The sequence below is a fragment of the Streptomyces asiaticus genome (genome assembly GCF_018138715.1).
Classification (GTDB): domain Bacteria; phylum Actinomycetota; class Actinomycetes; order Streptomycetales; family Streptomycetaceae; genus Streptomyces; species Streptomyces asiaticus.
Genome location: NZ_JAGSHX010000006.1, coordinates 5,952,560 through 5,979,053, shown reverse-complemented (window position 1 = coordinate 5,979,053; position 26,494 = coordinate 5,952,560). Strand labels below are relative to the sequence as shown.

The window sequence follows — 26,494 nt, the reverse complement described above, 5'->3', positions numbered from 1 at the left end:
CTGGACTCATGCGCCGCTACGGCAAGCACACCGACGAGGACGACGTTCGGATCCGCCCCAACCGCAAGGGCAACCGGCCGCGCACCAACATCCGCCCCAAACACGAGGACGCAGCCGAGGGCTTCGTCCTCACGGTCGACCGCGGCCGGCTCACGGTCCTGGTCGAGGACCGCACCATCACCGCCATGAAGGCCCGCGAGCTCGGCCGTAAGGGCGTCGTGGTGGGCGACCGGGTCGCGGTCGTCGGGGATCTCTCCGGCGACAGGGACACGCTCGCCCGGATCGTCCGGGTCGAGGAGCGCTCCTCCGTGCTGCGCCGGACCGCCGACGACGACGATCCGTACGAGCGGGTGGTGGTCGCCAACGCCGACCAGCTCGCGATCGTGACCGCCCTGGCCGATCCGGAGCCGCGCCCACGGCTGGTCGACCGGTGTCTGGTGGCCGCCTTCGACGCGGGCCTGGAGCCGCTGCTCGTCCTCACCAAGTCCGATCTGGCGCCCGCCGACGAGATGCTGAGGACCTATGAGCCGCTCGGCGTCCCCTATGTCGTCACCAGCCGCGACGAGCTGGCCGACGGCGACGCCGCCGACCGGGTGCGGGAGCGGCTGACGGACCGGATCACCGTCTTCGTCGGCCACTCGGGCGTCGGCAAGACGACGCTGGTGAACGCGCTGGTCCCGGACCGCCAGCGGGCCACCGGCCGGGTGAACGCGGTCACCGGCCGCGGCCGCCACACCACCACCTCCGCACTCGCGCTCCCCCTGCCGGACGCCAAGGGGTGGGCGATCGACACACCGGGCGTGCGGTCCTTCGGGCTGCACCACGTGGACCCGGCGCGGGTCATCCACGCCTTCCCGGACCTGGAGCCGGGCACCGAGGGCTGCCCGCGCGCCTGTAGCCACGACGAGCCGGACTGCGCGCTGGACCAGTGGGTGGCCGACGGCCACGCCGAACCGGCCCGGCTCTACTCCCTCCGGCGGCTGCTGGCCACCCGCGAGCGGCGGGAGGGCGACTAGGCGCTCCGCTGACGGCCTGGAAGCGCCCTGAGCCGTCGATCGCGTCGATCGCGTCGATCGCCTGCGGCGCCCGTATGCGGCTGCGGCTCGTGGCAGGGCCTCGCCCCTGGACCCCGGGGTCTGGGGCGGAGCCCCAGTTGTGGGAGGGGGCGGGGAGGGGAACAGCCCGCCGGAGGCGCCACGATCCGCCGGACGCCCCCTGGCAGAGCGTGTTTGCCGCTCCATCCGGGCGGTAAATGGATAATCGCATCAAGCAATCGAGACGGCTCGAGCAATCCAGGCGACCGGGGACGCCCCGGGCGACGGCAGCCCACGGCGGCACGGGAGGGCATCTCTATGGCGTGGCTGCTGGTCGTGGTCGCCGGGCTACTCGAAACCGGCTTCGCCGTCTGCCTCAAGCTCTCGCACGGCTTCACCCGCCTCTGGCCGACCATCGCCTTCTGCGCGTTCGCACTCGGCAGCTTCGGGCTGCTGACGCTGTCCCTGAAGAAGCTCGACGTGGGGCCCGCGTACGCGGTGTGGACGGGGATCGGGGCGGCCGGGACCGCGATCTACGGCATGGTCTTCCTCGGCGACCTCGTCTCCACGCTCAAGGTCATCTCCATCACGCTGGTGATCGTCGGCGTGATAGGGCTCCAGCTCTCCGGCTCAGCCCACTGAGCCCGTAGGCCCCTTGGGGGGGGTGGCGGACGGATCCCGACGCCTGCGGCGGGCTGTTCCCCTCCCCGCCCCTTCCCGAACCGGGGCTCCGCCCCAGACCCCGAACCGGGGCTCTGCCCCTTCCCGCGGCATCGATATGCGGCCACGCGCCGCGTGACGGGACTCCGCGCCGCGTGACGGGACTCCGCGCCGCGTGACGGGACTCCGCGCCGCGTGACGGGACTCCGCGCCGCGTGACGGGACTCCGCGCCGCGTGGCGGGGTCCAGGGGCGGAGCCCCCCGCGCGGCGAAGCCGCATATCGTCAGGTGTCGGGCAGGGGCAGGGAGGGGAAAGCACCGCTGTGCGGCTCCGCCGCGTGGCAGGGGCTTCTCCCCTGTGTCCCCGGGGTCTGGGGCGGACCCCCAGTTGTGGGAAGGGGCGGGGAGGGGAACAGCCCGCCGCAGGCGCCACGATCCACCAGACGCCCCGTACCCCCTCGGCCCCGCTCAGCCCAGCACGGCGCGCACCATACGGGCCACATCCGCCGCCGGCGCGGACGCCACCACGTACGACAGGGCCAGCCTCGCGACCGCCTCACAGGCCAGCGGCAGCTCGACCGCGCCGGACGGCCAGTCGCCCTCCAGCAGCCGCACCGCCCGGTCCCGCGCCTCGCCGATCAGCTCCCCCGGCGCGGGCAGCGGCTCCGGCTCCCCCGGCGGTGTCGTCCTTACGGACGTCACGGAACTCACGGACGTCACGGACGCCGGCAACCGCTCGTTCCAGCAGCCCGTGAGCACCGCCCGCACCAACGGGTTCTCGGTCGCCGAGCGGACCGTCCACACCGCCGCGGCGGCCAGCCGCTCCCCGGGGGCAGCCGCCCCGGACACCCCGGACAGCGCCCGTTCGACCCCGCGCAGATACGCGTCGGCCTCGCGCCGCACCAGAGCGCGGGCGAGGCCCTCCTTGCTGCCGAACTCGTTGTAGAGGGTCTGTCGGGAGACCCCGGCCGCCGCCGCGACCTCGGACATCTTCACCCTCGGCCACGGACGGCGCTCAAGCGCGGCGAAAGCCGCGTCGAGTAAGGATTCACGCGCTGCGGGCATCGTCGCCTCCCAGAGCGGGCATCGTCGTCGCCGCCCGGAAGGGGCATCCTCGCCTCCCGGCCGGGCACGTGCCCGACAGAATTGACGGGCCGCCAGATGAAGTCAAGAGCCCCGCGCAAGCGCCCCGCGCGAGAGGGCCGTCCAGCCGAAGTCCCCTGGCCGTTGTGGAGTCGTGTGGCTCCGCGTCTTTTCCTGTCGATACTGTTCGGCCATGCCCGACTACCACGATGACCTGCGTCTCGCCCACGTTCTCGCCGACACTGCCGACGCGACCACCATGGAGCGGTTCAAGGCGCTCGACCTCAAGGTCGAGACAAAACCCGATATGACGCCGGTGAGCGAGGCCGACAAGGCGGCCGAGGAGCTGATCCGCACCTCGCTCCAGCGCGCCCGGCCGCGCGACGCGGTGCTCGGCGAGGAGTTCGGCAGCGAGGGCAGCGGTCCGCGGCGCTGGGTGGTCGACCCGATCGACGGCACCAAGAACTACGTACGCGGGGTCCCGGTCTGGGCCACCCTGATCGCCCTCATGGAGCGCGGCGAGGGCGGCGACCGGCCGGTGGTCGGCGTGGTCTCCGCACCGGCACTGGGACGGCGCTGGTGGGCCGCCGAGGGGCTCGGGGCGTACACCGGGCGCAGCCTGTCCTCCGCGAGCCGGCTCGCGGTCTCGAAGGTGAGCAACCTCTCCGACGCCTCGTTCGCGTACTCCTCGCTCAGCGGCTGGGAGGAGCGCGGCAGGCTGAACGGCTTCCTCGATCTGACCCGCGCCTGCTGGCGCACCCGCGGCTACGGCGACTTCTGGCCGTACATGATGGTGGCCGAGGGCTCGGTGGACATCTGCGCCGAACCGGAATTGTCGCTGTGGGACATGGCGGCCAACGCGGTGATCGTCCAGGAGGCGGGCGGCCGCTTCACCGGACTCGACGGCGTACCCGGCCCGAACAGCGGCGATGCGGCGGCGTCCAATGGGCTGCTGCACGGGGTGATGCTGGACTACCTGCGGCCCTGAGGGGCCTTCCGGGCTGACCGGAGTGTGAACCGGAGCGCGGGGCGCGCTCCGCGGCAGATCGGCTTCCGCGCGCCCTTGTTGGACTCACCGAGGCATGTGAACATGAGAATTCCAGACCTTGTGAACTTGTGAATCCTTTCTCTAATGGGATCGGGGATTCACCAAGGAGGTGGCTCCATCCATGCCCATGCACGTCCGTGACGCCATGAGCTCGGTGGTCCTCACCATCGGCCCCGCGCATACGCTCCGCCAGGCCGCCCGGCTGATGTCGGCCCGCCGGGTGGGATCGGCCATCGTGCTCGATCCCGACACCAGCGGCCTGGGGATTCTCACCGAGCGCGACATCCTCAACTCCCTGGGGGCGGGCCAGGACCCCGACCAGGAGACCGCACACGACCACACCACCGCCGACGTCGTCTTCGCCGCCCCCGGGTGGACGCTGGACGACGCGGCCCGCGCGATGTCCCAGGGCGGCTTCCGCCATCTGGTCGTCCTCGACGCGGGCGACCCGGTCGGGGTGGTGTCCGTACGCGACATCATCCGCTGCTGGGCCCCGGCGCCCCAGCCCGTACCGGCGTAAGGGCCCGGCGCACCGCGCCCGGCACCCGAACCGGCACAACCGGCCCAACCGGCACACGAAGAGGCCGGAGCCCAACGGCGTCCGGCCTCTTCGGTTGGTACGGCAAGCGTCCGTCAGCCGCGCAGGGCCTGGACCGCGGCCTCCAGCCGCTTGCCGTAGTCGGCGTCCGCCTTGCGGAAGTTCTCGATCGCCCGCTGCGCGATGTCATCGCGGGAGACCTTGGCGATGAACTGCGCCAGATTCTCGATCAGGCGCTCCTTCTCGTCGTCCGACATCAGCCGGTAGAGGTTGCCCGCCTGGACGAAGTCGTCGTCCTCGGCGTGCGAGGGGGCCTCGTGGTCCCCGGTCCGGCCGGACACCGGCGACGGCTGCCACAGCGCCCGGCCGGTCTCGGCCGGGCCGCCGAAGCTGTTGGGCTCGTAGTTCTTGGCGCCCGCGTGACGGCCGTCGTAAAGGAAGCCGTCCCGGCCGTACGTGCGCGCCTCGGCCGCGTGCGGACGGTTCACCGGCAGGTGGTCGGCGTTGATGCCGACGCGGTAGCGGTGGGCGTCGCCGTACGCGAACAGGCGGCCCTGGAGCATCTTGTCCGGGGACGGGCCGATGCCCGGCACGAAGTGGGCGGGCGAGAAGATCGACTGCTCGACCTCGGCGAAGATGTTCCGCGGGTTGCGGTTGAGCTCCAGCTTGCCGATCTCGATCGGCGGGTAGTCCTCGTGCGGCCAGACCTTGGTCAGGTCGAACGGGTTGAAGCGGTAGTTCGCCGCGTCGGCCGCCGGCATGAGCTGCACCTGCACGGTCCAGGTCGGGAAGTCACCCCGCTCGATGGCCTCGCGCAGATCGCGCTGGTGGCTGTCCGGGTCCAGACCGGCGGTCTCGGCCGCCTCGGCGGTGGTGAGGTTCTTGATGCCCTGGTCGGTCTTGAAGTGGTACTTCACCCAGAAGACCTCGCCCGCGGCGTTGTTCCACTGGTAGGTGTGCGAACCGTAGCCGTTCATGTGGCGGTACGAGGCGGGGATGCCGCGGTCGCCGAACAGCCAGGTCACCTGGTGGGTGGCCTCGGGCGAGAGCCCCCAGAAGTCCCAGACGTTGTCCGCCTCCTGCGAGCCGGTGTACGGGTCGCGCTTCTGGGTGTGGATGAAATCGGGGAACTTGATGGCGTCCTTGATGAAGAACACCGGGGTGTTGTTCCCGACCAGGTCGTAGTTGCCGTCCTCGGTGTAGAACTTCAGCGCGAAACCGCGCGGGTCGCGCACCGCGTCCGCCGAGCCGAGGTTGCCGGCGACCGTCGAGAAGCGCAGGAACGTCTCGGTCTGCTTGCCGACCTCGGAGAGGAACGCGGCGCGGGTGTACTTCGTCACATCCGCGGTCACGGTGAAGGTGCCGTACGCACCGGCGCCCCGCGCGTGCACGATCCGCTCCGGGATCCGCTCGCGGTTGAAGTGGGCGAGCTTCTCGATCAGGTGCTGGTCCTGGATCAGGACCGGACCGCCGGCGCCCGCCGTCTCGCTGTTCTGGTTGTCCGCCACCGGAGCCCCGGACTCCGTGGTCAGCGGACCAGTGATGTTGTCCTGGACCGTCACGTGCGCCTCCTGCGTACTCGCATGCTGTCCCTTGGTCTGGGGCTGGCCACGATCCTACATTGGACATTGTCTAAGTCAAGATGGGTTTGAGATTCGTACCCGGTCTGGTCAAGGACTCGTCCGCTGCTACCCTTGTCCTTATCTGACTGATAGGTGAATGGCATGAGTGACCTGCTGGAACGGCTCAGGGGACGCGGCTGGAGGCTGACGGCGCAGCGGCGTGTCGTCGCCGAGGTCCTCGACGGGGACCACGTGCACTACACCGCCGACGAAGTCCACGCGCTGGCGGCCGAGCGACTGCCCGAGATCTCCCGCGCGACCGTGTACAACACCCTCGGCGAGCTCGTCACGCTCGGCGAGGTGATCGAGGTCAGCACGGACGGCAGAGCCAAGCGCTACGACCCGAACGCGCATCACGCGCATCAGCACCTGGTGTGCGCGCACTGCGGCACGATCCGCGATGTCCACCCCTCCGGCGACCTGCTCGCCGACCTGCCCACGCAGGAGCGCTACGGCTTCGCGATCTCCGCGGTCGAGGTGACGTACCGGGGGCTGTGCCCCGACTGCGCGGTCTGAGGAGGCCATGGGGCAGCGACAGACGAAAGGCCCGGATCCTGGAGGATCCGGGCCTTTCGCCGTGGTAGCGGGGACAGGATTTGAACCTGCGACCTCTGGGTTATGAGCCCAGCGAGCTACCGAGCTGCTCCACCCCGCGTCGTTGTGTAGCAACCTTAACCCGGGGTGGACAGCAGGAGCAAACCGGTTACCGGCGAGACCCCCGGCGGTGGGTCCCCGCACCGGATCCGGGCGGGCCGAGGCCGAGCCTGGGCTGGGGGCCGGGTCCGGGCCGAGCCTGGCCGGGTCCGGGCCGGGGATCCGGCCCGGCGCGCTCCGCCGCGAGCCCACCGCCCTACGCCGTGAGCCCTGCCGCCTACGCCGCGAGCCCGCCGCCCTACGCCGCGAGCCCGCCGCCCTACGCCGTGAGCTCCTGCTGGAGCGCCTCTCGTAGCCGGGCCGCCCGCTCGGCGACCTCCGCGGGCCCCAGCTCGACCGCCCGCGCACACCACCGCTGCCCCTCGGCGAGCGCCCCGCGACGGGCCGCGAGCAGCGCGAGCCGCAGCGCTGCCCGGCCGTGCCCCGCCTCGGCGGCACGCGTCCACCACAGGGCGGCCTCCGGCTCGCTGCCCTCCCGGGCCAGCAGCAGCCCCAGGTTGAACGCGCCGTTGCTGCTGCCCGCCTCGGCGGCCGTGCGGTACCAGCGCGCGGCCTCCACCACATCGCCGCGCGCGGCCGCGAACATGCCCACCCGCACCTGGGCCCGCCGGTGGCCCTGGCGCGCGGCGCGCTCGTACCACTCCTCGTACTCGGGGACGTGCGGCCCGGAGCCGTCGTCCGGCGGCGGGGTCGGGAAGCGGGTCCCGGACGAGCTGCCGAAGCCGGTGCCGGTCGCCGGGTCGCCGCCGACCGAGGAGCGGTCCAGCAGCGCGGCCAGCCGGAAGGCGCCCTCCGCGCTGCCGCCGCCCGCGGCGCAGCGCAGATGGCGCTCGGCCCCCTGGAGGTCGCCCTCCCGCTGGAGGGCGAGGCCGACCTGCAACGCGGCCTCGGTGTGCCCGGCGGCCGCGGCCCGCTCGTACCACTGCCGGGCCGCCCGGTCCTCGCCCCGCCCCGCGTGCAGGATCCCCAGGTTGAACGCGGCGTCGACGCTGCCCGCCTCGGCCGCCTTGGAGAACCATGGCTCGGCGCCCGCCGCGTCGCCGCGCTGGAGCAGCATCACGGCGACCGCGTTGGCGGCCTCGCGGTGGCCCGCGTAGGCGGCGCGGCGGTACCACTGCTCGGCCTGGGCGGTGCGGCCCTGCTCGGCGCAGAGCAGCCCGAGGTTGTAGGCGCCGTTGATGTCCCCGGCGTCGAGCGCGGCGCGGTACCAGCGCTCGGCGGTCTGGGTCTCGCCACGGTCGGCGTGGAGCGCGCCCAGCGCGTTGGCCGCGTTGCCGTCGCCGTCCTGGGCCGCCCGGTGCCACCAGACGGCGGCGCTGTCGGTGTCGCCCGCGTCACGCAGCAGAAAGCCCAGCGCGCAGGCGGCCCGGGCCTCGCCGTCCTTGGCGGACATCAGGTACCAGCGTCCGGCCTCCTTGGTCTCACCGCGCTTCTCCAGCAGCGTGCCGAGGTGGAGGGCGGCGCGCCGGTGACCGCGCGCGGCGGCCTGCCGGTACCACTGCTCGGCCTCCTCCCGGCCGCCCCCGTCGGCGCCACGGCGCCGCTCGGCCGCCGGCTCGTCCCCCTCGTCGCCACGGTCGTCGAGGATGCGGGCGAGGCGGTACGCGGCCTCGCGGTGGCCGCGCTCGGCGGCCGTACGGAACCAGCGCTCGGCCCCGATGTCACTGCGGTGCTCCAGCAGATCGCCCAGCGCGTACGCGCCCAGGGTGTGGCCGGACTCGGCGGACTGGCGCAGCCAGTACTCGGCGGCGGGCTCGTCGCCCCGCTCGCGGTGATGGCGGCCCAGGGCGTGCGCCGCTGCGGGAGATCCGGCGACGGCGGCTATGCGCCACCAGCCGGCGGCCTCATCGGCGTAGCCGCGCTGGTGCAGCAGAACGCCGAGGTTGTTGGCGGCGGCGCGATCGCCCGCCGCGGTGGCTCCCCGCAGATGCGGTTCGGCGCCGTCGAGGTCGCCACGGCGCAGCAGCAGTGCGCCAAGCGCGCTCATCGCGGCGGTGTCACCGGCCTCGGCGGCACCACGGTGCCGGGTCTCCTCCTCGGCATCGTCATGCGTGTGCGCAAAACGCCCTGTCTCCAACAGACTGACCCTGTCCCCCATAAATCCCATCGTGGCATCACCCGCATCCGGCGTACACCTGGTATACCGCAGCCGAGGAGGTCACTTCAGCGTTTTGTCGACATGCCCACAGAGAGACAACCCAAACGCTTGTATCCGCATACCCCGAGTGGACGCTCATACAACACACAACGAGGCCCGGATCCTTGCGGATCCGGGCCTCGTGTGTCAGTAGCGGGGACAGGATTTGAACCTGCGACCTCTGGGTTATGAGCCCAGCGAGCTACCGAGCTGCTCCACCCCGCGCCGTGGTGGAACCACCGTACCACGGCGCGAGAGGCCGACCGCCCGGCCGTTCTCGCAGGTCGTCACGGTTCAGCCGCCCTTCTTGTCGGAACCGCCGCCGGCGCTCTGGCTCCGTGGCTGGTTCTGCTGCTGCCCCTGCTTGTCGCCGACCGCCTTGCCCTCCGCCTTGGCGGCGCGGTCCAGCGCGTCCTTCAGATCCTCCTGGGCCCTGCCGTACGCCTCCCAGTCCTGCGGCTGCTTCTGGAGGGCGTCCTGGGCATCCTGATAGGCCGCCTGGGCGTCCTTCAGGGCGTCCTTCACCGTGGGGTTGTCACTCGACGGCGGTTCCTCCTGGCCGCCGTCGCCCGGTGGCCGCTGTTCGGACGACTTGCCGAAGACGGCGTCCAGGGCCTCGCCCAGGGTGTCCTTGAAGACCGTCTCCTTGCCGTAGGAGACGCCGACCTTCTTCAACAGCGGGTAGTTGGCGCTGCCGCCGCGTGCGTAGACGGGCTCGATATAGAGGAAGCCGTTGTCCAGTGGCACGGTGAGCAGATTGCCGTACTCGATGTCGGAGTCGGTGCCTCTCAGGTTCCGGACGAACTCGGCGACCTCCGGATCACCGTTGAGCTCGCTCTGCACCTGTTGTGGGCCGGGCACGTTGGAGGTGACCTTCAGCAGTCTTATCGTGCCGTAATCCTTACTGTTGGCATCCGCGTCGATCGACATGAACGCCCCCAGGTTGGGACGCCCGTTGGGGGTGAAGGTCGTCGTCAGCGAGAACGTCTGCCCCTTCTGATCGGGCATCCGCATGCTCAGGTAGTACGGCGGCACCGCGTTCCCCTCCTTGTGGGTCGGGTCCTCGGGCACCTGCCAGGCGTCACTGCCGCTGTAGAACTGCGTGGGGTCGGTGACGTGGTAGCGGGTCAGCAGCTCGCGCTGGACCTTGAACAGGTCCTGCGGATACCGCAGATGCTCCATCAGCTCGCCGCTGATCTTCTCCTTGGGCTCGACCGTGCCCGGGAACGCCTTCTCCCAGGTCTTCAGGACCGGGTCCTTGGAGTCCCACTCGTAGAGCTTGACCGTGCCGTCATAGGCGTCCACGGTCGCCTTGACCGAGTTGCGGATGTAGTTGACCTTGTTCTGCTGCGCGACCACCGAGCGGTCCCCGTTGCTCAGCGAGTCGGCCGTGCTGTCACCCAGGGTCGTCCGCGAGGCGTACGGATAGCCGTTGGTCGTGGTGTAGGCGTCCACGATCCACTTGATCCGGCCATGGACCACGGCCGGATAGGCGTCACCGTCGATGGTCAGCCAGGGGGCGACCTTCTCGACGCGCTCCTTGGGGGTGCGGTTGTACAGGATCCGCGAACCGTCCCCGATCGCGCCCGAGTAGAGGATCTGGGGCTCGCCGAACGCCACCGCGTAGGCGGCGCGGTTGACCGGGTTGGAGAGGCTGACCCCGCTCTTGCCCTTGTAGCTGGTGGTCCGCTCGCCGTTCTTCTCGTAGTCGAGCTCCTTCTGGGGGCCGCCGACTATCGAGTACTGGTCGGTCTTCTCGCCGTAGTAGACCTGCTGCTTGTAGGTGCCGACACCGCCGCCGCTGGAGCCCTTGGTGGGCAGCCCGGACTCGGTGAAGTCCGGCGAGCCCGCCGGGTCCGCGTTGGGGTCGGTCGTGGTGCCCTTCGCCGCCACCATGCCGTAGCCGTGGGTGTAGGTGAAGTGGTCGTTGATCCAGTTCCGCTTGGGGATGCCGTCGAGGTTCAGCTCGCGAACACCGACGACGGTGTCCTGGTCCTTGCCGTCGGCGCCCTTGTAACGGTCGACGTCGAGCGTCGAGGGGAACTGGTAGTACTTGCGCTCCTGCTGGAGCTGCTGGAAGGTCGGCGAGATGACGCTGGGGTCGATCAGCCGGTAACTGGCCGTCGTATTGGCGTCCTTACGGAGCTTCTCGCCGCCGCCGTCGCTGTCGTTCTTGCCGGAGTAGTCCGCCACCTTGGAGTCATCGATGCCGTACGCCTTGCGCGTGGCCTCGATGTTCTTCTGGATGTACGGCGCCTCCTTGGCCTGCTCGTTCGGCTGGACCTGGAACTTCTGCACGATCGCCGGGTAGAGCCCGCCGATCAGGATCGCCGACAGCACCATCAGCCCGAAGCCGATGACCGGCAGCTGCCAGGTGCGGCGCCAGAGCGTGGCGAAGAAGAGCACCGCGCAGATCGCCGCGATGCAGAACAGGATGGTCTTGGCGGGCAGATAGGCGTTGGCGTCCACATAGCGCAGACCCGTCCAGTTGCCCGTCGCCTTGAAGTCGCTGGACTTCACCGCGAGGCCGTAGCGGTCCAGCCAGTACGCCACCGCCTTGAGCGCCACGAAGACGCCCAGCAGCACCGACAGATGGCCGGTGGCCGCGGCGGTCGCGCGGGCGCCGGGGCTGGTGACCCGCAGGCCCCCGTAGAGGTAGTGCACCAGGGCGGCGGCGATCAGCGAGAGCACCGTGGCCGCGAAGCCGAAGCTCAGCAGGAAGCGGTACCAGGGCAGATCGAAGGCGTAGAAGGCCACGTCCTTGTGGAACTGCGGGTCCTTCTGCCCGAACGGCACCCCGTTGACCCACAGCAGCCAGATGCGCCACTGGCCGGCCGCCGAGGCGCCCGCGATCAGCCCCACCAGGGCGGTGACCGCGAGCAGCACCCACTTCTTGAACGGGGCGATGCCCATCCGGTAGCGGTCCAGGCTCTGCTGCTCCATGGACATCGCGCTCAGCGGCGGCCGCAGCCGGTGGGCCAGCCAGATGTTGATCCCGACGGCCGTGGCCATCAGCACGCCGAAGACGAAGAACAGCCCAATCTTCGTCTTCAGGGTGGTGCTGAAGACGGAAGAGTAATGAAGTGAGCGATACCAGAGCCAATCCGTCCAAAATCCGGCAAACATGACAAAGAGCATGGCCAACACGGCCAGCACGCCCAAGGTCATGAGCAGGGTTCTGGCACGCCGGGACGGACGGCCGACTCTCACCCGCGGCCCCGTCGGGCCTCCGCCGCGGTCCGGCATCTGGAAAGCCAAGGTGCGCACCTCGAAGTTCGCTGTCGATTGAGGAACCCTGAACTCCAGGGCCCACCTGATGCAACTTACTCAGGCTTTACTCAGTTCCCGTTTCCGGGTCCGAACAGGGCACGATATGAACCATGTCCAACGCAACCCCCGGCAGCGGCCCGCTGACCTCGAATCCACTGACCCGAGCCGTACTCGAAATCGACGAGTACGCCTCGGGGCTCGGCTGGGACCAGCCCGCCCGGCTCTTCGCCCTTGTCGACACCGCCCGGCTGCGCACTGAGGAGCCCGGCCTCGCCGCTCAGCTCGGCCTTGACGAGGGCGGCGAGGAGATCGCCTCCCTGACCCCCATCGAGCAGGACGAGCTGCCCTCCGGCGCCCCACTGGACGAGTTCCTCGCCACCATCGCCTGGCCGGACGCGGTGACCGGCTGCGCCCTGACCGTGGAGCGGCAGATGCTGCCGCCGTCCGCCGAGAGCTCCGTGCCCGAGGGCCTGGACGACGCGGCGCTGGCCAAGTGGGTCGCCGACCACCCGGACCGCCAGGAGGTCCGGATGACCGTGGCCGTGCTGCGGGACGGCGCGCGTGAGTCGGCCCTGCGGCTGCGGGAGAAGGACTCCCCGACCGAGGTGCTCACCGGGGCCGGTCTGGTGCCTGGCCTGGCCGACGCGCTCGCCGCCACCTTCGCCACCGACTGACCCCCGCGACCCGACCCCCGGAACGGGGGCGCCGCTCAGCCCGTCGTGCACTTCGGCAGACCGGCGGTGTCCCCCTTACGGATCTTCTCGAGCGCCGTAAGGGCGTCGTCGATCGTGTGCACCTTCACCAGCCGCAGCCCGCTCGGCACGTCCTTGGCGGCGGCCGCGCAGTTCTCCTTGGGCGTGAGGAAGTACCGGGCACCCGCCTCGCGCGCGCCGATCGTCTTCATCTCGATGCCGCCGATCGGGCCGACCGTGCCCTTGTCGTCGATCGTCCCGGTGCCCGCGATGAACTTCCCGCCGGTGAGATCGCCGGGCGAGAGCCGGTCCACGATCCCCAGCGCGAACATCAGACCCGCGCTGGGCCCGCCCACGTCCGCCAGCTTGATGTCGATCCGGAACGGGAAGGTGTAGTCGACCCCGGCCTGGATGCCCACGATGGCACGGGCCGGGCCCTTGTCCGCCTTCGTGGTGGTGACCGAGACGCGCTCCTCGCCGGTGGGCTGCTTGCCGCTCTTCTCCGCCGCCGCCACGTTCTTGGCCGGGACGACCGAGAAGACCACCTTCTGGCCCGGCTTGTGCTTGGTGACGAGCTTGGCCACGTCATCGGGCTCGCGCACCGCCGTGCCGTCCACCGACTTGATCACATCGCCCGCGTGCAGCGTGCCCTGGGCCGGGGCGCCCTTCTGGACCGCGCCGACGATGACATGCGCGGTGACCGGCTTCTTCAGCGCCCGCAGCGCCGCGACCTTGGCGGACTCCTGGGACTGGGTGAACTCCTCGGCGTTCTGCTGGTCCACCTGGTCCGGGGTCTTGTCGTCCGGGTAGAGGGTGCTGTGCGGCACGACCACGTCATCGTGCGCCAGCCAGCCGTAGACGGCCTCCACGAGGTTCATCCGGTACTCGGACCCGGTGACCCGGACCGTGGTCATGTTCAGATGCCCGCCGGTGGTCTCACAGCTCTTGCGGCCGGAAATCTGGAGCACGCACTCCCCGTTGTGCTCGCCCAGGGTGTTGTACGTCGGCCCCGGGGACATCTCCGCATACGGCACCGGGATCAGCACTCCGGCGCACAGCAGCGCGATCAGCATCAGAAGGGAGGCGAGCATCGTCGCAGTGCGGCGTGGCATGGAACGACAGTACGGGACGCGTCCGTCAGTCCACCGTCGGGGCCGTCCGTACGAGGGGCGGCGCGGACGGGGCGACGGCCTCAGGCCGCGGCGTCCGAATCGGAGGGCCGGCGCTCCATCGCTTCGCGGAAGCGGGCGTATCCGGCCAGCTCAGCTACGTCCCCCCCGGACTTCCGTTTACCGGCTCGGGCGGCTATGCCGGCGTATATCGCCGCGCCTATCGCCGCGAACAACGGAATCAGCAACCAGAGAAGCGCGGCCACAGCAGCCTCCCGACCCCTTGAAAAATCGCGGTTCAGGACCGCGACTGACAGATGAGCAGATTAATCCTCTGCCAGCTCAACGCTTACGGCAGGGTGGGGGTTACGCAAGCGGAGTACACCCTTCCGTGCCCCCACGCGCATGCGCATTCCCCCTACGCGCCCACCCGCCCTCCCGTCGCCCGACCACCACCCCTCAACGAGGCGCTACGCGCCCACCCATTCCTCGGTGCCGTCCGCGAACGTCTGGTGCTTCCAGATCGGGACCTCGCTCTTGAGGTCGTCGATCAGCCGGCGGCAGGCCGCGAACGCCTCCGCGCGGTGCGGGCAGGAGACGGCCACCACCACGGCCAGATCGCCGATCGCCAGATCGCCCACCCGGTGCACGGCGGCCAGCGCGCGCACCGGGAAGTCGGCCACGACCTTCTCGGCCACCCGGCGCAGCTCGGCCTCGGCGGTCGGGTGCGCGGAGTAGCCGAGGGCGCCGACCTCCGCGCCTCCGTCGTGGTTGCGCACGGTGCCCACGAACAGCGCCGTACCGCCCGCCGCGGCATCGCCCACCGCCCCGAACACCTCGTCCACCGACAGGGGTGTGTCACGGACGGCGAGCAGCCGGATGGGATGGGCGGCCGCGAGCTCGCCGGGGTGATCGTACGAATGTGCCATGTCGTCCATCGTGCCGTACCGTCCCGCCCTCGGGGAATCTGTGGAGCCACTGGACTACCGGATCCCGGAAACCACCTTCCGGGCCGCTTGTCTCAGGCTCGGCGGCGCGCCTTACGGGCGCGGCGCACGATCGCCGCGGTGCCCACCAGGGCCACGGTCGCGCCCGCGGCGCCGAGCGTCGTGGCGTCCTTACGGCCGAGACGCCGACCCGCGACCGTATGGCGGCCGGCGACCTCCTCCAGCAGCTCCGCCAGGACCTCCTCGTTGGTCCAGCGCGGCCGCCAGCCCGCCGCGTGCAGCCTGCTGCCGCTGACCGCCCAGGGGTGCATCGTGTACGCGAGATCGCCCGCCGGGGACGGCGTCAGACCGAGCCGGTGCAGCCGGGAGGCGGCGCCCAGGGCGACCGCCGAGGGCAGCTCCATGCGCCGGATCCCGGACAGCTCCTCGACCTCCTCCTGCTCAAGCCAGCCCTCGCACCCGACCGCCAGCTCGCCCTCGACCTTCTCCAGGGCGGCGTACTCCAGCGCGCCGACCAGGTCCTCCACATGGCAGAACTGCCAGGTGGGACGGGATCCGGCGACGACCAGCAGCCGCGGTGACTCGAAGTAGCGGGTGAGCGCGGTGTCCGTGCCGCCGACCAGGAGCGCAGGGCGCACCACGGTCACATTCAGCCCCGGATGCGCCCGGGGCGCGCGCTCCCCGAGCCGCTCGATCTCCAGGAGGTCGCCGACGCCGGTGGCCTCGGCGGTCGCCCGCAGCTCCGCGTCCTCGGCCAGCGGCACGGCGTTGTCGGGGAGCGCCCCGTAGACCATCGCCGAGGTGCACAGCACCACCCGGCGCACCCCGGCCGCGGCGGCGGCCGTCAGGACGGTCTGGGTGCCGCGCACGTTGTAGGCGGTGCGGGCGGCGGCGTCGGTGCCCAGATCCAGGTCGACGGCGAGGTGGACCACCACGTCGGCGCCGCGCAGCTTCTCGGCGATGGCCGGATCGCGGACGTCCAGCACATGCCACTGCGCCTCGGTCACCTCACCGCGGCGCTCGTCGATGGCCAGGACCTGCTTGACCTCTTCGGACTCCGCGAGCCGCTGCGTGAGCAGGGCACCTGGGCCCGAGGCGGCACCGGTCACCGCCACGACGGGTCGTCGTGCGGTGCGGGCCGTATCGTTTCGCGCAGCGCGAACTTCTCGGTCTGGGGAACTCACCGGGCGTCTCCAGCGGTTGTCTTCAGTACGCAGCGCATGCACGCATACGTACCAGGTGACGTCCATCCTGCCGCAGGGCGGCGATCAGCGAAGCACCGAGCCCGGAAACCGGCGAGGTGTCTAGGCTGGGTGGTGATGTCGGGCATCCGCCACCGGCCCGGGGCCGGTGGCCCAACGAGCCGAGGAAACCCGTGAGTGACTCCCCATTCGGATTCGGCCTTCCGCCGGAGGAGCCGGAGGACGGCGACGACGGCAAGAAGAAGGGCGGCCAGGGCGGCGAGCAGGGCCCCGCGAATCCCTTCGGGTTCGGCGGCGGACCCGGCGGAGCGGGCGGCGCGGAGAATCCGTTCGCCGCGATGTTCGGTTCGCTGAACCCGGGCGACCTGGGCGCCGCCTTCCAGCAGCTCGGGCAGATGCTCTCGTACGAGGGCGGCCCGGTGAACTGGGACATGGCCAAGGACATCGCCCGCCAGACCGTCGCGCGCGGCACCGCCGACGGCAGCAAGGACGAGAGCGTCGGCCCGGCCGACCGCGCCGCGGTCCAGGAGGCCGTGCGGCTCGCGGACCTGTGGCTGGACGGCGTCACCTCGCTGCCCTCGGGCTCGGGGACCGCGGTGGCCTGGAGCCGCGCCGAATGGGTCGAGGCGACCCTGCCGGTGTGGAAGGACCTGGTGGACCCGGTGGCCGAGCGCGTCGGCGCCGCCATGGGCGATGTGCTGCCCGAGGAGATGCAGGCCATGGCCGGCCCACTGCTCGGCATGATGCGCTCGATGGGCGGCGCCATGTTCGGCACCCAGATCGGGCAGGCGCTGGGCGTGCTGGCCGGTGAGGTGGTCGGCTCGACCGACATCGGGCTGCCGCTCGGCCCGGCGGGCAAGGCGGCCCTGCTGCCGGTCAACATCGCGGCGCTCGGCTCCGGCCTCGGCGTGCCCAAGGAGGAGGTCCGGCTGTATCTGGCGCTGCGCGAGGCGGCCCACCAGCGGCTGTTCGCCCATGTGCCGTGGCTGCGCTCGCACCTCTTCGGCGCGGTCGAGGGGTACGCCCGCGGCATCAAGGTCGACACCGCCAAGCTGGAGGACGCGGTCGGCCAGCTCGACCCGACCCACCCCGAGCAGTTGCAGGAAGCACTCCAGCAGGGCATGTTCCAGCCCGAGGACACCCCCGAGCAGAAGGCCGCGCTGGCGCGTCTGGAGACCGCTCTGGCGCTGGTGGAGGGCTGGGTCGACGCGGTGGTGCACGCCGCCGCCAAGCCGCATCTGCCGTCCGCCGACGCCCTGCGCGAGACGCTGCGGCGGCGCCGGGCGAGCGGCGGCCCCGCCGAGCAGACCTTCGCCACGCTGATCGGGCTGGAGCTGCGGCCGCGTCGGCTGCGGGACGCCTCCCGGCTGTGGGCCTCCCTCACCGACGCCCGCGGCCTGGAGGGGCGCGACGGTCTTTGGGCGCACCCGGACATGCTGCCGACGGCGCAGGACCTCGACGACCCGGACGGCTTCGTCCACCGCGAGCAGCTGGACTTCTCCGAGCTGGACAAGATGCTCGGCGAGGCGGCGGGCGGCGATGAGGACCGTAAGGGCGGCTCCGAGGGTCCCGACCTCCGTAAGGGCCGCGAGGGCGGCGACCGGGGCGACGGCGAGAAGTGAGTCTGCACCAGGACGCGGCGCGGGTGCTCACCGAGTGGCCCGCGCCCGATGCCGCCCAGGAGCGGCTGCGGCGGCTGTACGGCGACCATCTGGCCGCGTATCCGGACGGTATGTGGAAGGCGTGCGGGGACGGGCACATCACGGCGAGCGCGCTGGTGATCGACCCGGACCGGGAGCAGGTGCTGCTCACCCTGCACCGGAAGCTGCGGATGTGGCTCCAGATGGGCGGCCACTGCGAGCCGGACGACGCCACGCTCGCGGGCGCGGCGCTGCGCGAGGCCAGCGAGGAGTCCGGGATCGCGGGGCTGACGCTGCTGCCCGGCGGCCCGGTGCGGCTCGACCGGCACCAGACCCCCTGTGCCTGGCACCTGGACGTCCAGTACGCGGCGGTGGCGCCCCGGGGCGCGGTGGCGGCCATCAGCCACGAGTCGCTGGATCTGCGCTGGTTCGGCTACGACGAGGTGGCGGACGTGGCCGACGAGTCGGTGCGCCACCTGGTGACGCGCACCCGCGCGCTGCTCTGAGGAGCGCGCGGGGCTGCGCTGAGGAGCCCGCTGGAATCGAGGAGCCCGCTGGAATGCGGGACGGCCGCGGACCCGAGGGGTCCGCGGCCGCCGTGCTCCATCAGCGGTGACCTCGGTCAGTTGCTGAAGATGTTGCCCTGGTTCTGACCGCGGGCGCCCTGCTGGCCCATGCCGAACTGCGCGGCCATACCGCCCCCGACCACCGCGTTCTGCGGCGGGAGCAGCTCGCTGGGCTGCACCAGGGCGTAACCCTGGCCGAGGAAGCTGAGCTCCCAGCCCTCGCCGGTGTTGCCGCGCCGCCGCCAGACGCCCGAGGAGTGCGTCTGCGCCTGCATCTGGACCCGCAGCGAGCTGGACCAGGCGACGATGGCGTCCGCGTCGGCGTTGACGTACTTGTCCGGGGTGACCTGGAGCAGCAGCGGCTGCCCCGAGGTCATCAGCGCGACCTTGCCCTGACCGGAGATGTTGAGGTTGTACTTGCCGGATCCGGAGATCCCGAACTGGCTGTCCACCGCGATCGACTCCCAGTGCAGCGTGGAGTCCAGCGCGAGCACATAGGAGCTGTCGACGGTCAGCCCGTCGTGGTCCACGTCCATCACATGGATGTGCTGGGCGAGGTTGGCGAGGTAGACCGTGCCCTGCCCGGAGCAGCGCATCAGGTCCAGGCCCTCACCGGTGCGGGCCCGGGCCCTGTGCTGCCCGGGCGTCTGGTACTCACCGTCGAACTCGATGAGCCCCTGATAGGCGACCATGCTGCCCTTACGGGCGAGCACGTCCTCATGGCCGCTCAGGGCGACCCGCAGCAGATGCGGGTTCTGGAGCGCGTAACGGTCCTGCGTCTGGGCCTCGGTGAAGGCGAAAAGCGGGCTCTGCATCTGGTGTCCCTCCCTCTCAGCCCCGGGCCCGGAGCCGGTCGGTGCTGTCCTCACTGGGCTGTACGACGACGAAGCCCTGCCCGGAGAAGCCGAGCTGATAGGCCTCGCCGCTGCCCCGGCCGATCAGGGACGACGCCTTGAAGCTGCGCTTGCCCTTCACCTTGAGCCCGGAGGACCAGGCCACGAGCGCGTCCGGGTCCACATAGGTCTCGTCCTCGCCGCGGCCGCAGTCGACCACGATGGGGGTGCCACGGGAGGTCAGGGCGACCCAGCCGGTGCCGGAGACGCCCACGTTGAACAGGCCCTGTCCGGCGAACTTGGCGATGCCCTTGACGCGTTCGACGCCCCACTGGAGGTGCGCGTCGAAGGCGAGGAGGTTGGTGCCGTTGACCGAGAGCGAGTCGCCGTTGAGGTTGATGCAGACCACGTTGGCCCCGTAGTCGGCGAGGTAGAGCAGCCCGTCGCCGCTGCACCGCATCAGCGGGGCGCCCTCGCCGGTCAGCCACTGGGAGGCCATCTGCCGTACGGCGGGCGGGTTGGGCTCGTACTGGACGAAGCCCTCGTAGGCCACCATCGAGCCCGTGCGGGCGAAGAGGTCCTGGCCGCTCTGCATGGCGACCTTGAGCATGCTGGCGCCGTGGTTCTCCATGCGGGCGGCGACCGGGGCGGGTGCGAAGCCCGAGATCATTTGCTGGTCCATATCGGGCTCCCTCAGACCTCGTAGGGCTGGACGACGATGAAGTTGCCGGGCGCGCCACGGAACTGGAGGTTCACGGTCTCCCCGCTGTGGCCGGGGTAGGCGCTGCGGCGCAGCCGCACCTGGCTGGAGATGATCACCTGGGCTCCGGCGGACCACGCCACGATGGCGTTGCTGTCGGCGAAGGTGGTCGGGGTGACCGGGAGGACGACCGGCGTGCCCTCGGTCTTCACCACGACGGTCCCGGTGCCCTGGAACTGCATGGTGAACAGCGCGCCGCCGGGGATGCCGTGACCCTCGATCCGGCGCACCTCGTGGTGCAGCGACTCGTCGAAGGCGAGCACGTTCTCGGCGGAGACGCAGATGGCGTCGCCCTGGAGCTCGATCGGGTGGAGCTCGGCGGCGTTCTCGGCGAGGAAGACCTGGCCCTGGCCGGTGCAGCGCATCAGCTGCATCTCCTGGCCGGTCGCGTTGCCGACGATCCGGCCGCGGAAACCGGCGCCCTTGTAGCTGAAGTCGACCTTGCCCTGGTAAAGCACCATCGTGCCCTGGCGGGCGAGCACGGGCTGGCCGCCGACGCCGAGGTCGACCCGCATCAGCCTGGAGTTCTGCGGCGTCCAGCGCTGGCCGGTGGGCGCCTCGCGGTACTTGGAGAGCGCGGCCTGGAGCCCGGGCGCGCCACCGCCCTGAGGGACGCCGCCCATGGGCTGCGGCTGACCGTAAGGAGCGGGCTGGCCCGGCTGACCGGGCTGGCCGGGCTGACCGGGGTAGGGCTGGGCGGGCGGCTGGCCGTACGGGGCGGGCGGGGGCGGGGCCTGGCCCGGCTGCTGGCCGAACGGCGGCTGCTGGCCCGGGAACTGGCCCGGCGGCGGGGGCGGCGGTACCTGCCCCGGGGGCGGCACCTGGCCGGGCGGCGGCACCTGGCCGGGAGGCGCGATGGGCGCGGCGATGGTGGGGGCGCCGTGCATCTGCGGGGTGCCGGGGGCGGGCGGCTGAACGCCCTGCGGGGACGTGCCCTGGGGTGCACCCGGAGGCGGCGTGCCCTGAGGTGGCGTTCCCTGGGGTGGCGTTCCCTGGGGTGGCGTTCCTTGGGGTGGCGTTCCTTGGGGAGCGCCGAAGGCGGGGGCGGGCTGCGGTGCGGGCGGGACGGGAGCCGGAGGGGCCGGCGGGGCAGGGGCTCCGGCCGGGGGCGCGAAGCCCGGTGCGGGGGCGGCCTGTCCCGGCGGCGCGAAACCGGGCGTGGCGCCCTGGGCGGGCGCGGGGGCGGGCTCCTCCTCGGCCACCTCACCGCCGAAGTTCTTGAGCAGCGCCTCCAGTCCCCCGTCGAAGCCCTGTCCGACGGCGGCGAACCGCCAGACGTCCTTGAGGTAGAAGTCGCCCAGCATCACCGCGCGTTCGGTGCTGAACTCCGAGCCGGTGAAGGAGTACCGGGCCACCTCCTCGCCGCCCGCGACGATCCGCAGGTAGCCGGGGCCGACCTGCGACATCTGCCCGGCGCCGTCGATGGTCGCGGTGAAGGAGAGCTTCTGGATGGCGGCCGGCACGCTGTCGAGCGTGACGCGGAACGAATCCGTGTCACCGGCCTGCGGCCCGAGCTGCTGTATCGCTTCTTCAGGGGACTTCGGCTGGTTGAAGAAGATGAAGTAGCGGTCGTCCGACAGCCGCTCGTTCGCGTCGAGACCGAAGCAGCTGATGTCGAAGCTCAGGCCGGGTCCGGCGATCTGCACCCCGACGTACAGATCCCTCCCGGCCGTCAGATCACTGATCCTGGCCTTGTGGCCGCGCTGGAATTCCCTGGCCATACGTTAGGACCGTCCCCCATCGCCGTACCGGTGTGTGCGTTGCGCGCCAGGCTAGCCGCTGCCGCCGACTATGAGCGACGCCGGGAACCGGGATGTGGTTCCCGCACGGCCCGGGGGCTCCCGGGTGCTGATCCCTCACCGCCCGGGCACGGTCGCCTTACGGCTGGTCGTCCGGGGGGCCGGAGAGGTGCGGCAACCGCGCGGCGGCGACCACCCCTTCGAGATAGCCCCGCGCCCGCTCGGTCCGCGGATACGCCTCCAGGAGCTGCCAGAAGCGGCGGCCGTGCCCCGGCACCAGCAGATGGGCCAGCTCGTGGAGGAGCACATAGTCCACGACGTACTCCGGCATGCCCTGGAGCCGGTGCGAGAGCCGGATGCTGCCCTCGGCCGGGGTGCACGACCCCCAGCGGGTGTTCTGATTGGTGACCCAGCGGACGGAGTCGGGCCGGGCCCGCCCGCTCAGGTACTGACCGGAGAGCCACTCGGCGCGGGCGGCCAGCTCCGCGTCGCCCAGCATCCGCTTGCTCTCCTGGGCCGCCAGCTTCTCCAGCATGACCCTCACCCAGCGCTGCTCCTCCGCCTCGGACATCCGGGCGGGGATGAGGACGACGGTGCGGTCGCCCTCGCGATAGGCGGAGACCGTCCTGCGCCGCCGGGTGCTCCGGCGGACCTCGACCGCGTTCGCGTCGGAGCCTCGGCTCTGCGGGCTCGGGACGGTGCTCGGTGCGCTCGCGGCGCTGCGGGAGACGTTCTGTCCCACGGTGCGAGGGGGCGGGTCGGCGGACACGCCCCGACGTTACCCGCTGGCAGCCGGGGAAGTCCCGCGCCGCCAATGGTTGTGGACCGAACCACTCCACGGTGTGCACGACTTGTACGACCGGCGTTCGTACGACTTAATCCACTGCCTGTGGATAACGCGCTGCGGGGTCCGGGCGCCGGGCCGCATGCTGAAGGCGGTTCAACGGACAGCACATCGACGGCACAACAACGGCACATCAAACGGGAACGGCACATCAAACGGGGGAGGGAACGGCGATGCATCCGATGCTCAAGCCCGCGCTGCGGCGCGGCTGGCGGAGCCGGGACACGGTGCAGTTCGGGGTGGCCCGGGCGCATGCGGTGGTGATGGGGCCGGTGGACACGGCCACGGGCAGCTTTCTGGAGCTGCTGGACGGCACCCGCGGTCTGCCGCTGTTGCGGCAGGAGGCCCGCGCCATCGGGCTGCCGGAGGGACGGGCCGACGCACTGGTGGACCGGCTGGCGGCGGCCGGTCTGCTGGACGAGCCGAGGGACGGCGGCGAGCCCGCCGCGGCCCTGGACCGGCTGCGGCCCGACGCGGGGGCGCTGTCGGTGCTGCACCCCGAGCCCGGAGCGGCGGCGCGGCTGCTCGCCGCGCGGCGGGCGATGCGGGTTCAGGTGCGGGGCGCGGGGCGGGTCGGGGCGGCGGTCGCGGCCGCGCTGTCGGGCTCGGGGATCGGCCGGGTCGATGTGGTGGACGGCGGCTGTGTCGAGCCCTGGGATGTGGCTCCCGGCGGGCTGTCGGCCGAGCAGATCGGGGAGCGCCGGGATCTGGCCGCGCGCCGGGTGGTGCGTCAGGCCGCCCCCGCTCCGCTCCCCCGCCGGTCGGCGCGGCTGCGGACCTCCGCGCCAGAGCGCGGCCCTTCACGGGCGAAGGTCCCCTCAGGAGAGCGGACCGCCTCGGGAAAGCGGGCGGCTCCTTCGGGAGAACCGGCCGCCTCGGCCCAGCCCGGGCTGGCGCTGGTGGTGATCGCCCCGCGTGACGGCCTCGCGGCGTACGCACCGGATCCCGAGCAGACCCGACCGCTGCTCGCCTCCGGCACACCCCATCTCTATACGGGAGTCATCGAGGCCACGGGGGTGGTGGGCCCTCTGGTGGTGCCGGGGATCACGCCCTGCGCGGGCTGCGCCGCGGCGGGCCGAGCCGAGCGGGAGCCGGTCTGGCCGCGAATGCTCGCGCAGTGGCGGTCCGGGCGCCGACGCACCGCCCCGGCCTGTGACACGGCGCTGGCGATGGTGGTGGCGGGGCTCACCGCGGTCCAGGCGCTGGCCTTCCTCGACGGCCGTCCCTCCGGAGGCGCGGGGGTCCGGTGGGAGCTGGCGCTTCCCTCGCTCGTCTGGGAGGCGCGCCCGATCGAAGCACATCCCGGATGCGGCTGTGGAGCGGCCGGGGAGGAGGATGCCGTATATGCCTCGGCCGTAGAGGCACCGCACGCGACAATGTCCGGGTGACCCACGTCCGCGGAGTGGGCACGGGGGCCCGGAGGCCACCTTCCGGGATGGCACGGCTGTAGTTGGAGGGGCGCATGACCGATCTGCCGCGCAAGGCGATCACCCGTACCGCCAAACTGGCGGCGCTGCCCTTGGGATTCGCGGGGCGCGCCACATGGGGGCTCGGGAAGCGGATAGGGGGACGGCCGGCGGAGATCGTCGCACGCGAGGTGCAGCAGCGCACCGCGGAGCAGATGTTCAAGGTCCTCGGCGAGCTCAAGGGCGGGGCCATGAAGCTCGGGCAGGCCATGTCGGTCTTCGAGTCGGCGCTGCCCGAGGAAATAGCCAGGCCCTACCGGGCGGCCCTGACCAAGCTCCAGGAAGCGGCCCCTCCCATGCCCAGCCGCACGGTCCACGCGGCGCTGGAGGAGCGGCTGGGCCCGGACTGGCCGGAGCTGTTCCAGGAGTTCGAGGACAAGCCGGCGGCGGCCGCCTCGATCGGGCAGGTGCACCGGGCGGTCTGGCACGACGGGCGCACGGTGGCGGTCAAGGTGCAGTATCCCGGGGCGGGCGAGGCGCTGCTGTCCGACCTCAGCCAACTGAGCCGGTTCGCCCGGGTGCTGGGGCCGCTGGTGCCGGGGCTGGACGTCAAGCCGCTGATCGCGGAGTTGCGCGAGCGGGTCGCCGAGGAGCTGGACTACGAGCTGGAGGCGGCGTCCCAGCGGATCCATGCGGAGGAGTACGCACAGGACACGGAGATCGTGGTGCCCGAGGTGGTGCACCAGAGCGATCAGATACTGATCACCGAATGGCTGGAGGGGGTGCCGCTCTCCGAGGTGATAGCCGACGGCACGCAGGAGGAGCGGGACCGTGCCGGGCAGCTGCTGGCCCGCTTTCTCTTCTCGGGGGCGTCCCGCACCGGGCTGCTGCACGCCGATCCCCATCCGGGGAACTTCCGGCTGCTGACCGGTGACGCCCCGGACGGGCCGCCGGAGCGGTGGAAGCTGGGCGTCCTGGACTTCGGTTCGGTGGACCGGCTCCCCGGCGGGCTTCCGGAGCCCATCGGCATCGCGCTGCGCATGGCGCTGGAGGGCGACGCGGCGGGGGTCTATGACCTGATGCGCGGTGAGGGTTTCGTCAAGCCGACGATCGAGCTCGACCCGGATGATCTGCTGGACTTCCTGCTGCCGATGCTCGAACCGGCCCAGGTCGACGCGTTCGTCTTCGACCGGCAGTGGCTGCGCAGCCAGGCGGCGCGGATGGCCGACCGCCACTCCCCCGTCTATGAGCTGGGCAATCAGCTGAATCTGCCGCCCGCCTATCTGCTGATTCACCGGGTGACCCTGAGCACCATCGGGGTGCTGTGCCAGCTGGGTGCCACGGTGCGGATGCGGGATGAGCTCGAGGCATGGGTCCCCGGCTTCGCCGCGGACCCGGAGTCCGGGGACCGCGCCGAAGCAGACGCCCAAGAAGGCCCCGCGGCAGACGCCGGGGAAGAGGCCGCGGACGGCGCCGAGGAGGAGCCCGAGGCCGCGGAGACCTCGGCCTGAGCGCGGAGATTTCGGCCTGAGCGCGGGCGTCTTGGCCTGAACTCGGGCGCCTTGGGATAGCCGAAGGGCCGGTCCGATCGGACCGGCCCCCCGTGGTAACGCGATGGGTCGGCGTAGGACCCGTCGGTGTGTGTTGGTTACTGCATGACCGCCATGGCCAGGGCGCGGCGGGCGCGGAGCGAGGCACGCTCCGCACGCCGCTGCATCCGGCGGGCGGCCGCGAGCCGAACGGCCTGCCGTTCGGACTCGGCCTCCTGCAACCGGTCGTGCATATGCGCACGTGCCAGGGCTTCTTGCATGAGTTGCATTTCTCGGTTCCTGTTCTGGCGCGCCTCGGGCGCACCGGAGGTATCGGGTGCGGGGGTTTCGGAGACCGGTGGGGTCATCGTCGGGACCTGCTTCATGGGGTCGTGCGTCGCTGGGCGATCGATGGTGCCGGTGGTGCTCATGCCGCGACCGGGTTCTTACGCGGGCGACCACGCGGCCGCTTGCGGGCCACCACCACGCCCTGGACGAAGAGCTCGCCGCCCCAGACGCCCCAGGGCTCCCGGCGGTCCTTGGCACCGGCGAGGCATGCCTCCCGCAGCGGACAGGTCTGGCACAGCGACTTCGCGTACTCGACGTCGGCCGGGGACTCGGCGAAGAAGACCTCCGGGTCGTACGAGCGGCACGGCACGGCTACACCCAGGTTCTCGATGGCGTCATCGAGTTCGGTGAGGGCGGTGAGCGGGGTCAAGGAGTCCTCCGAGGAGTCAGGCGGGCGGTTCAGGTCGGTCGATGCGGACGGGGCGTGTGCGTTGAGTTGCACGGTGTGTGTTCCTCGTCTCTTCGGTCCGGCTGGTGGCCGGGCTCTGGCAAATCAAAAGGGCCGCGGATCCCGGTGTGGGTTCCGCGGCCCTGGAAGGTGCCGACCTGATCCTGGATCAGGCTGGATAACTCCAGGGTTCGAGCCTGCGGAAGGCCCACGTCTTGTGGTGCTGCTGCGTCGTCCGGGATTCGGCACCATTGGCCGCAAAGGCATAGGCCTTTGCCTGTGCCGCTGCTGCTACCGCAGGTGCCTGGATCGGTCGCTCACTGAGACGCGCCTCATTGGCGCCGGGCATACCGGTGCCAGGCAGTGCGGATCCGAGCAGGCATGTGGCGACGACCGACCGATCGGCCTTTTTGATGGTGTTGATGTAGCTGATCACTGGTCTTCG

Annotated in this window: 25 protein-coding genes and 2 tRNA genes; 10 read left to right on the top strand and 17 right to left on the bottom strand. The window is 71.5% G+C overall.

Annotation, left to right across the window (positions count from 1 at the left end):
• The first annotated feature begins 8 nt into the window (after positions 1-8).
• Together rsgA and KHP12_RS33090 are read left to right on the top strand one after the other, a co-directional pair.
• Entirely contained in the window at positions 9-1,016 is a 1,008-nt protein-coding gene (gene rsgA / locus KHP12_RS33095; protein ID WP_086885971.1) for a ribosome small subunit-dependent GTPase A, read from the top strand.
• Between the two features lie 336 nt (positions 1,017-1,352).
• A complete protein-coding gene (locus KHP12_RS33090; protein WP_046090402.1) occupies positions 1,353-1,676 on the top strand; it encodes a DMT family transporter in 324 nt (107 codons plus the stop codon).
• Between the two features lie 486 nt (positions 1,677-2,162).
• Here the strand turns inward: KHP12_RS33090 and KHP12_RS33085 are convergent, their stop codons facing one another.
• Positions 2,163-2,759 carry a TetR/AcrR family transcriptional regulator gene (locus tag KHP12_RS33085; protein ID WP_210609837.1) on the bottom strand — a complete coding sequence of 199 codons (597 nt, stop codon included), beginning with the start codon at positions 2,757-2,759 and terminating at the stop codon, positions 2,163-2,165.
• A 211-nt stretch (positions 2,760-2,970) separates the two neighbouring features.
• Between KHP12_RS33085 and hisN the strand changes: the two genes are divergently transcribed.
• Together hisN and KHP12_RS33075 are read left to right on the top strand one after the other, a co-directional pair.
• Complete coding sequence (gene hisN / locus KHP12_RS33080) at positions 2,971-3,765, top strand: histidinol-phosphatase (RefSeq protein WP_037952348.1); 795 nt, start codon at positions 2,971-2,973, stop codon at positions 3,763-3,765.
• A 187-nt stretch (positions 3,766-3,952) separates the two neighbouring features.
• Positions 3,953-4,345 (top strand): CBS domain-containing protein, encoded by a 393-nt coding sequence (locus KHP12_RS33075; RefSeq protein WP_037952410.1) that lies wholly within the window; start codon positions 3,953-3,955, stop codon positions 4,343-4,345.
• Between the two features lie 113 nt (positions 4,346-4,458).
• On the opposite strand, the gene KHP12_RS33070 is transcribed toward KHP12_RS33075, so the two are convergent.
• Positions 4,459-5,925: a catalase gene (locus tag KHP12_RS33070; RefSeq protein ID WP_086886041.1), complete on the bottom strand. Its 1,467-nt coding sequence runs from the start codon at positions 5,923-5,925 to the stop codon at positions 4,459-4,461.
• Positions 5,926-6,087: 162 nt separating this feature from the next.
• On the opposite strand from KHP12_RS33070, the gene KHP12_RS33065 reads away from it, so the two are divergent.
• Positions 6,088-6,501 carry a Fur family transcriptional regulator gene (locus tag KHP12_RS33065; protein ID WP_086886042.1) on the top strand — a complete coding sequence of 138 codons (414 nt, stop codon included), beginning with the start codon at positions 6,088-6,090 and terminating at the stop codon, positions 6,499-6,501.
• 62 nt (positions 6,502-6,563) lie between these two features.
• Here KHP12_RS33065 and KHP12_RS33060 read toward each other — a convergent pair.
• From KHP12_RS33060 to KHP12_RS33045, 4 genes are all read right to left on the bottom strand, one after another.
• Positions 6,564-6,640, bottom strand: a tRNA-Met gene (locus KHP12_RS33060).
• A 258-nt stretch (positions 6,641-6,898) separates the two neighbouring features.
• The gene (locus KHP12_RS33055) at positions 6,899-8,746 is read right to left on the bottom strand and encodes a tetratricopeptide repeat protein (RefSeq protein WP_107471931.1); all 1,848 of its coding nucleotides are present in this window, start codon (positions 8,744-8,746) and stop codon (positions 6,899-6,901) included.
• Between the two features lie 181 nt (positions 8,747-8,927).
• A tRNA-Met gene (locus tag KHP12_RS33050) sits at positions 8,928-9,001 on the bottom strand.
• A 69-nt stretch (positions 9,002-9,070) separates the two neighbouring features.
• A complete protein-coding gene (locus tag KHP12_RS33045) occupies positions 9,071-12,022 on the bottom strand; it encodes a UPF0182 family membrane protein (RefSeq protein WP_086886044.1) in 2,952 nt (983 codons plus the stop codon).
• 134 nt (positions 12,023-12,156) lie between these two features.
• Between KHP12_RS33045 and KHP12_RS33040 the strand changes: the two genes are divergently transcribed.
• The gene (locus KHP12_RS33040) at positions 12,157-12,720 is read left to right on the top strand and encodes a PPA1309 family protein (protein WP_037952339.1); all 564 of its coding nucleotides are present in this window, start codon (positions 12,157-12,159) and stop codon (positions 12,718-12,720) included.
• Between the two features lie 35 nt (positions 12,721-12,755).
• Here the strand turns inward: KHP12_RS33040 and KHP12_RS33035 are convergent, their stop codons facing one another.
• From KHP12_RS33035 to KHP12_RS33025, 4 genes are all read right to left on the bottom strand, one after another.
• Positions 12,756-13,850, bottom strand: a complete 1,095-nt coding sequence (locus tag KHP12_RS33035) for a YlbL family protein (RefSeq protein ID WP_210609835.1) — start codon at positions 13,848-13,850, stop codon at positions 12,756-12,758.
• Positions 13,851-13,930: 80 nt separating this feature from the next.
• Complete coding sequence (locus tag KHP12_RS51465; RefSeq protein WP_020868566.1) at positions 13,931-14,113, bottom strand: hypothetical protein; 183 nt, start codon at positions 14,111-14,113, stop codon at positions 13,931-13,933.
• Between the two features lie 204 nt (positions 14,114-14,317).
• Positions 14,318-14,785, bottom strand: coding sequence for a molybdenum cofactor biosynthesis protein MoaE (locus KHP12_RS33030; RefSeq protein ID WP_137979447.1), 468 nt, complete (start codon positions 14,783-14,785; stop codon positions 14,318-14,320).
• Between the two features lie 83 nt (positions 14,786-14,868).
• A complete protein-coding gene (locus KHP12_RS33025) occupies positions 14,869-15,978 on the bottom strand; it encodes an NAD-dependent epimerase/dehydratase family protein (protein WP_086886330.1) in 1,110 nt (369 codons plus the stop codon).
• Between the two features lie 191 nt (positions 15,979-16,169).
• Here KHP12_RS33025 and KHP12_RS33020 point away from each other — a divergent pair, with 191 nt between their 5' ends.
• Both KHP12_RS33020 and KHP12_RS33015 read left to right on the top strand, forming a co-directional pair.
• Positions 16,170-17,618: a zinc-dependent metalloprotease gene (locus KHP12_RS33020; RefSeq protein WP_086886484.1), complete on the top strand. Its 1,449-nt coding sequence runs from the start codon at positions 16,170-16,172 to the stop codon at positions 17,616-17,618.
• A complete protein-coding gene (locus tag KHP12_RS33015; protein WP_086886485.1) occupies positions 17,615-18,142 on the top strand; it encodes an NUDIX hydrolase in 528 nt (175 codons plus the stop codon). The genes KHP12_RS33020 and KHP12_RS33015 overlap by 4 nt, the downstream gene beginning before the upstream one ends.
• A 116-nt stretch (positions 18,143-18,258) precedes the next feature.
• Here KHP12_RS33015 and KHP12_RS33010 read toward each other — a convergent pair whose 3' ends face one another.
• The 4 genes from KHP12_RS33010 to KHP12_RS32995 all read right to left on the bottom strand — a co-directional run bounded on the left by KHP12_RS33010 (position 18,259) and on the right by KHP12_RS32995 (position 22,303).
• Positions 18,259-19,017, bottom strand: coding sequence for an AIM24 family protein (locus KHP12_RS33010; RefSeq protein WP_037952324.1), 759 nt, complete (start codon positions 19,015-19,017; stop codon positions 18,259-18,261).
• 16 nt (positions 19,018-19,033) lie between these two features.
• A complete protein-coding gene (locus tag KHP12_RS33005; RefSeq protein WP_037952321.1) occupies positions 19,034-19,717 on the bottom strand; it encodes an AIM24 family protein in 684 nt (227 codons plus the stop codon).
• A gap of 11 nt (positions 19,718-19,728) precedes the next feature.
• Positions 19,729-21,516, bottom strand: coding sequence for a TerD family protein (locus KHP12_RS33000; protein WP_211833992.1), 1,788 nt, complete (start codon positions 21,514-21,516; stop codon positions 19,729-19,731).
• A 157-nt stretch (positions 21,517-21,673) separates the two neighbouring features.
• Entirely contained in the window at positions 21,674-22,303 is a 630-nt protein-coding gene (locus tag KHP12_RS32995) for a M48 metallopeptidase family protein (protein ID WP_210609831.1), read from the bottom strand.
• A 248-nt stretch (positions 22,304-22,551) separates the two neighbouring features.
• On the opposite strand from KHP12_RS32995, the gene KHP12_RS32990 reads away from it, so the two are divergent.
• Positions 22,552-23,766: a ThiF family adenylyltransferase gene (locus KHP12_RS32990; protein ID WP_211833991.1), complete on the top strand. Its 1,215-nt coding sequence runs from the start codon at positions 22,552-22,554 to the stop codon at positions 23,764-23,766.
• 74 nt (positions 23,767-23,840) lie between these two features.
• Positions 23,841-25,295 carry an ABC1 kinase family protein gene (locus KHP12_RS32985; protein WP_086882522.1) on the top strand — a complete coding sequence of 485 codons (1,455 nt, stop codon included), beginning with the start codon at positions 23,841-23,843 and terminating at the stop codon, positions 25,293-25,295.
• A gap of 137 nt (positions 25,296-25,432) precedes the next feature.
• Here KHP12_RS32985 and KHP12_RS32980 read toward each other — a convergent pair whose 3' ends face one another.
• From KHP12_RS32980 to KHP12_RS32970, 3 genes are all read right to left on the bottom strand, one after another.
• Positions 25,433-25,744 carry a putative WhiB-interacting protein gene (locus KHP12_RS32980; RefSeq protein ID WP_037952307.1) on the bottom strand — a complete coding sequence of 104 codons (312 nt, stop codon included), beginning with the start codon at positions 25,742-25,744 and terminating at the stop codon, positions 25,433-25,435.
• A complete protein-coding gene (locus KHP12_RS32975) occupies positions 25,741-26,103 on the bottom strand; it encodes a WhiB family transcriptional regulator (RefSeq protein ID WP_037952306.1) in 363 nt (120 codons plus the stop codon). Before KHP12_RS32975 ends, KHP12_RS32980 begins: the two co-directional genes overlap by 4 nt.
• 115 nt (positions 26,104-26,218) lie before the next feature.
• Positions 26,219-26,485 (bottom strand): hypothetical protein, encoded by a 267-nt coding sequence (locus tag KHP12_RS32970; RefSeq protein WP_078559187.1) that lies wholly within the window; start codon positions 26,483-26,485, stop codon positions 26,219-26,221.
• Positions 26,486-26,494 lie beyond the last annotated feature (9 nt).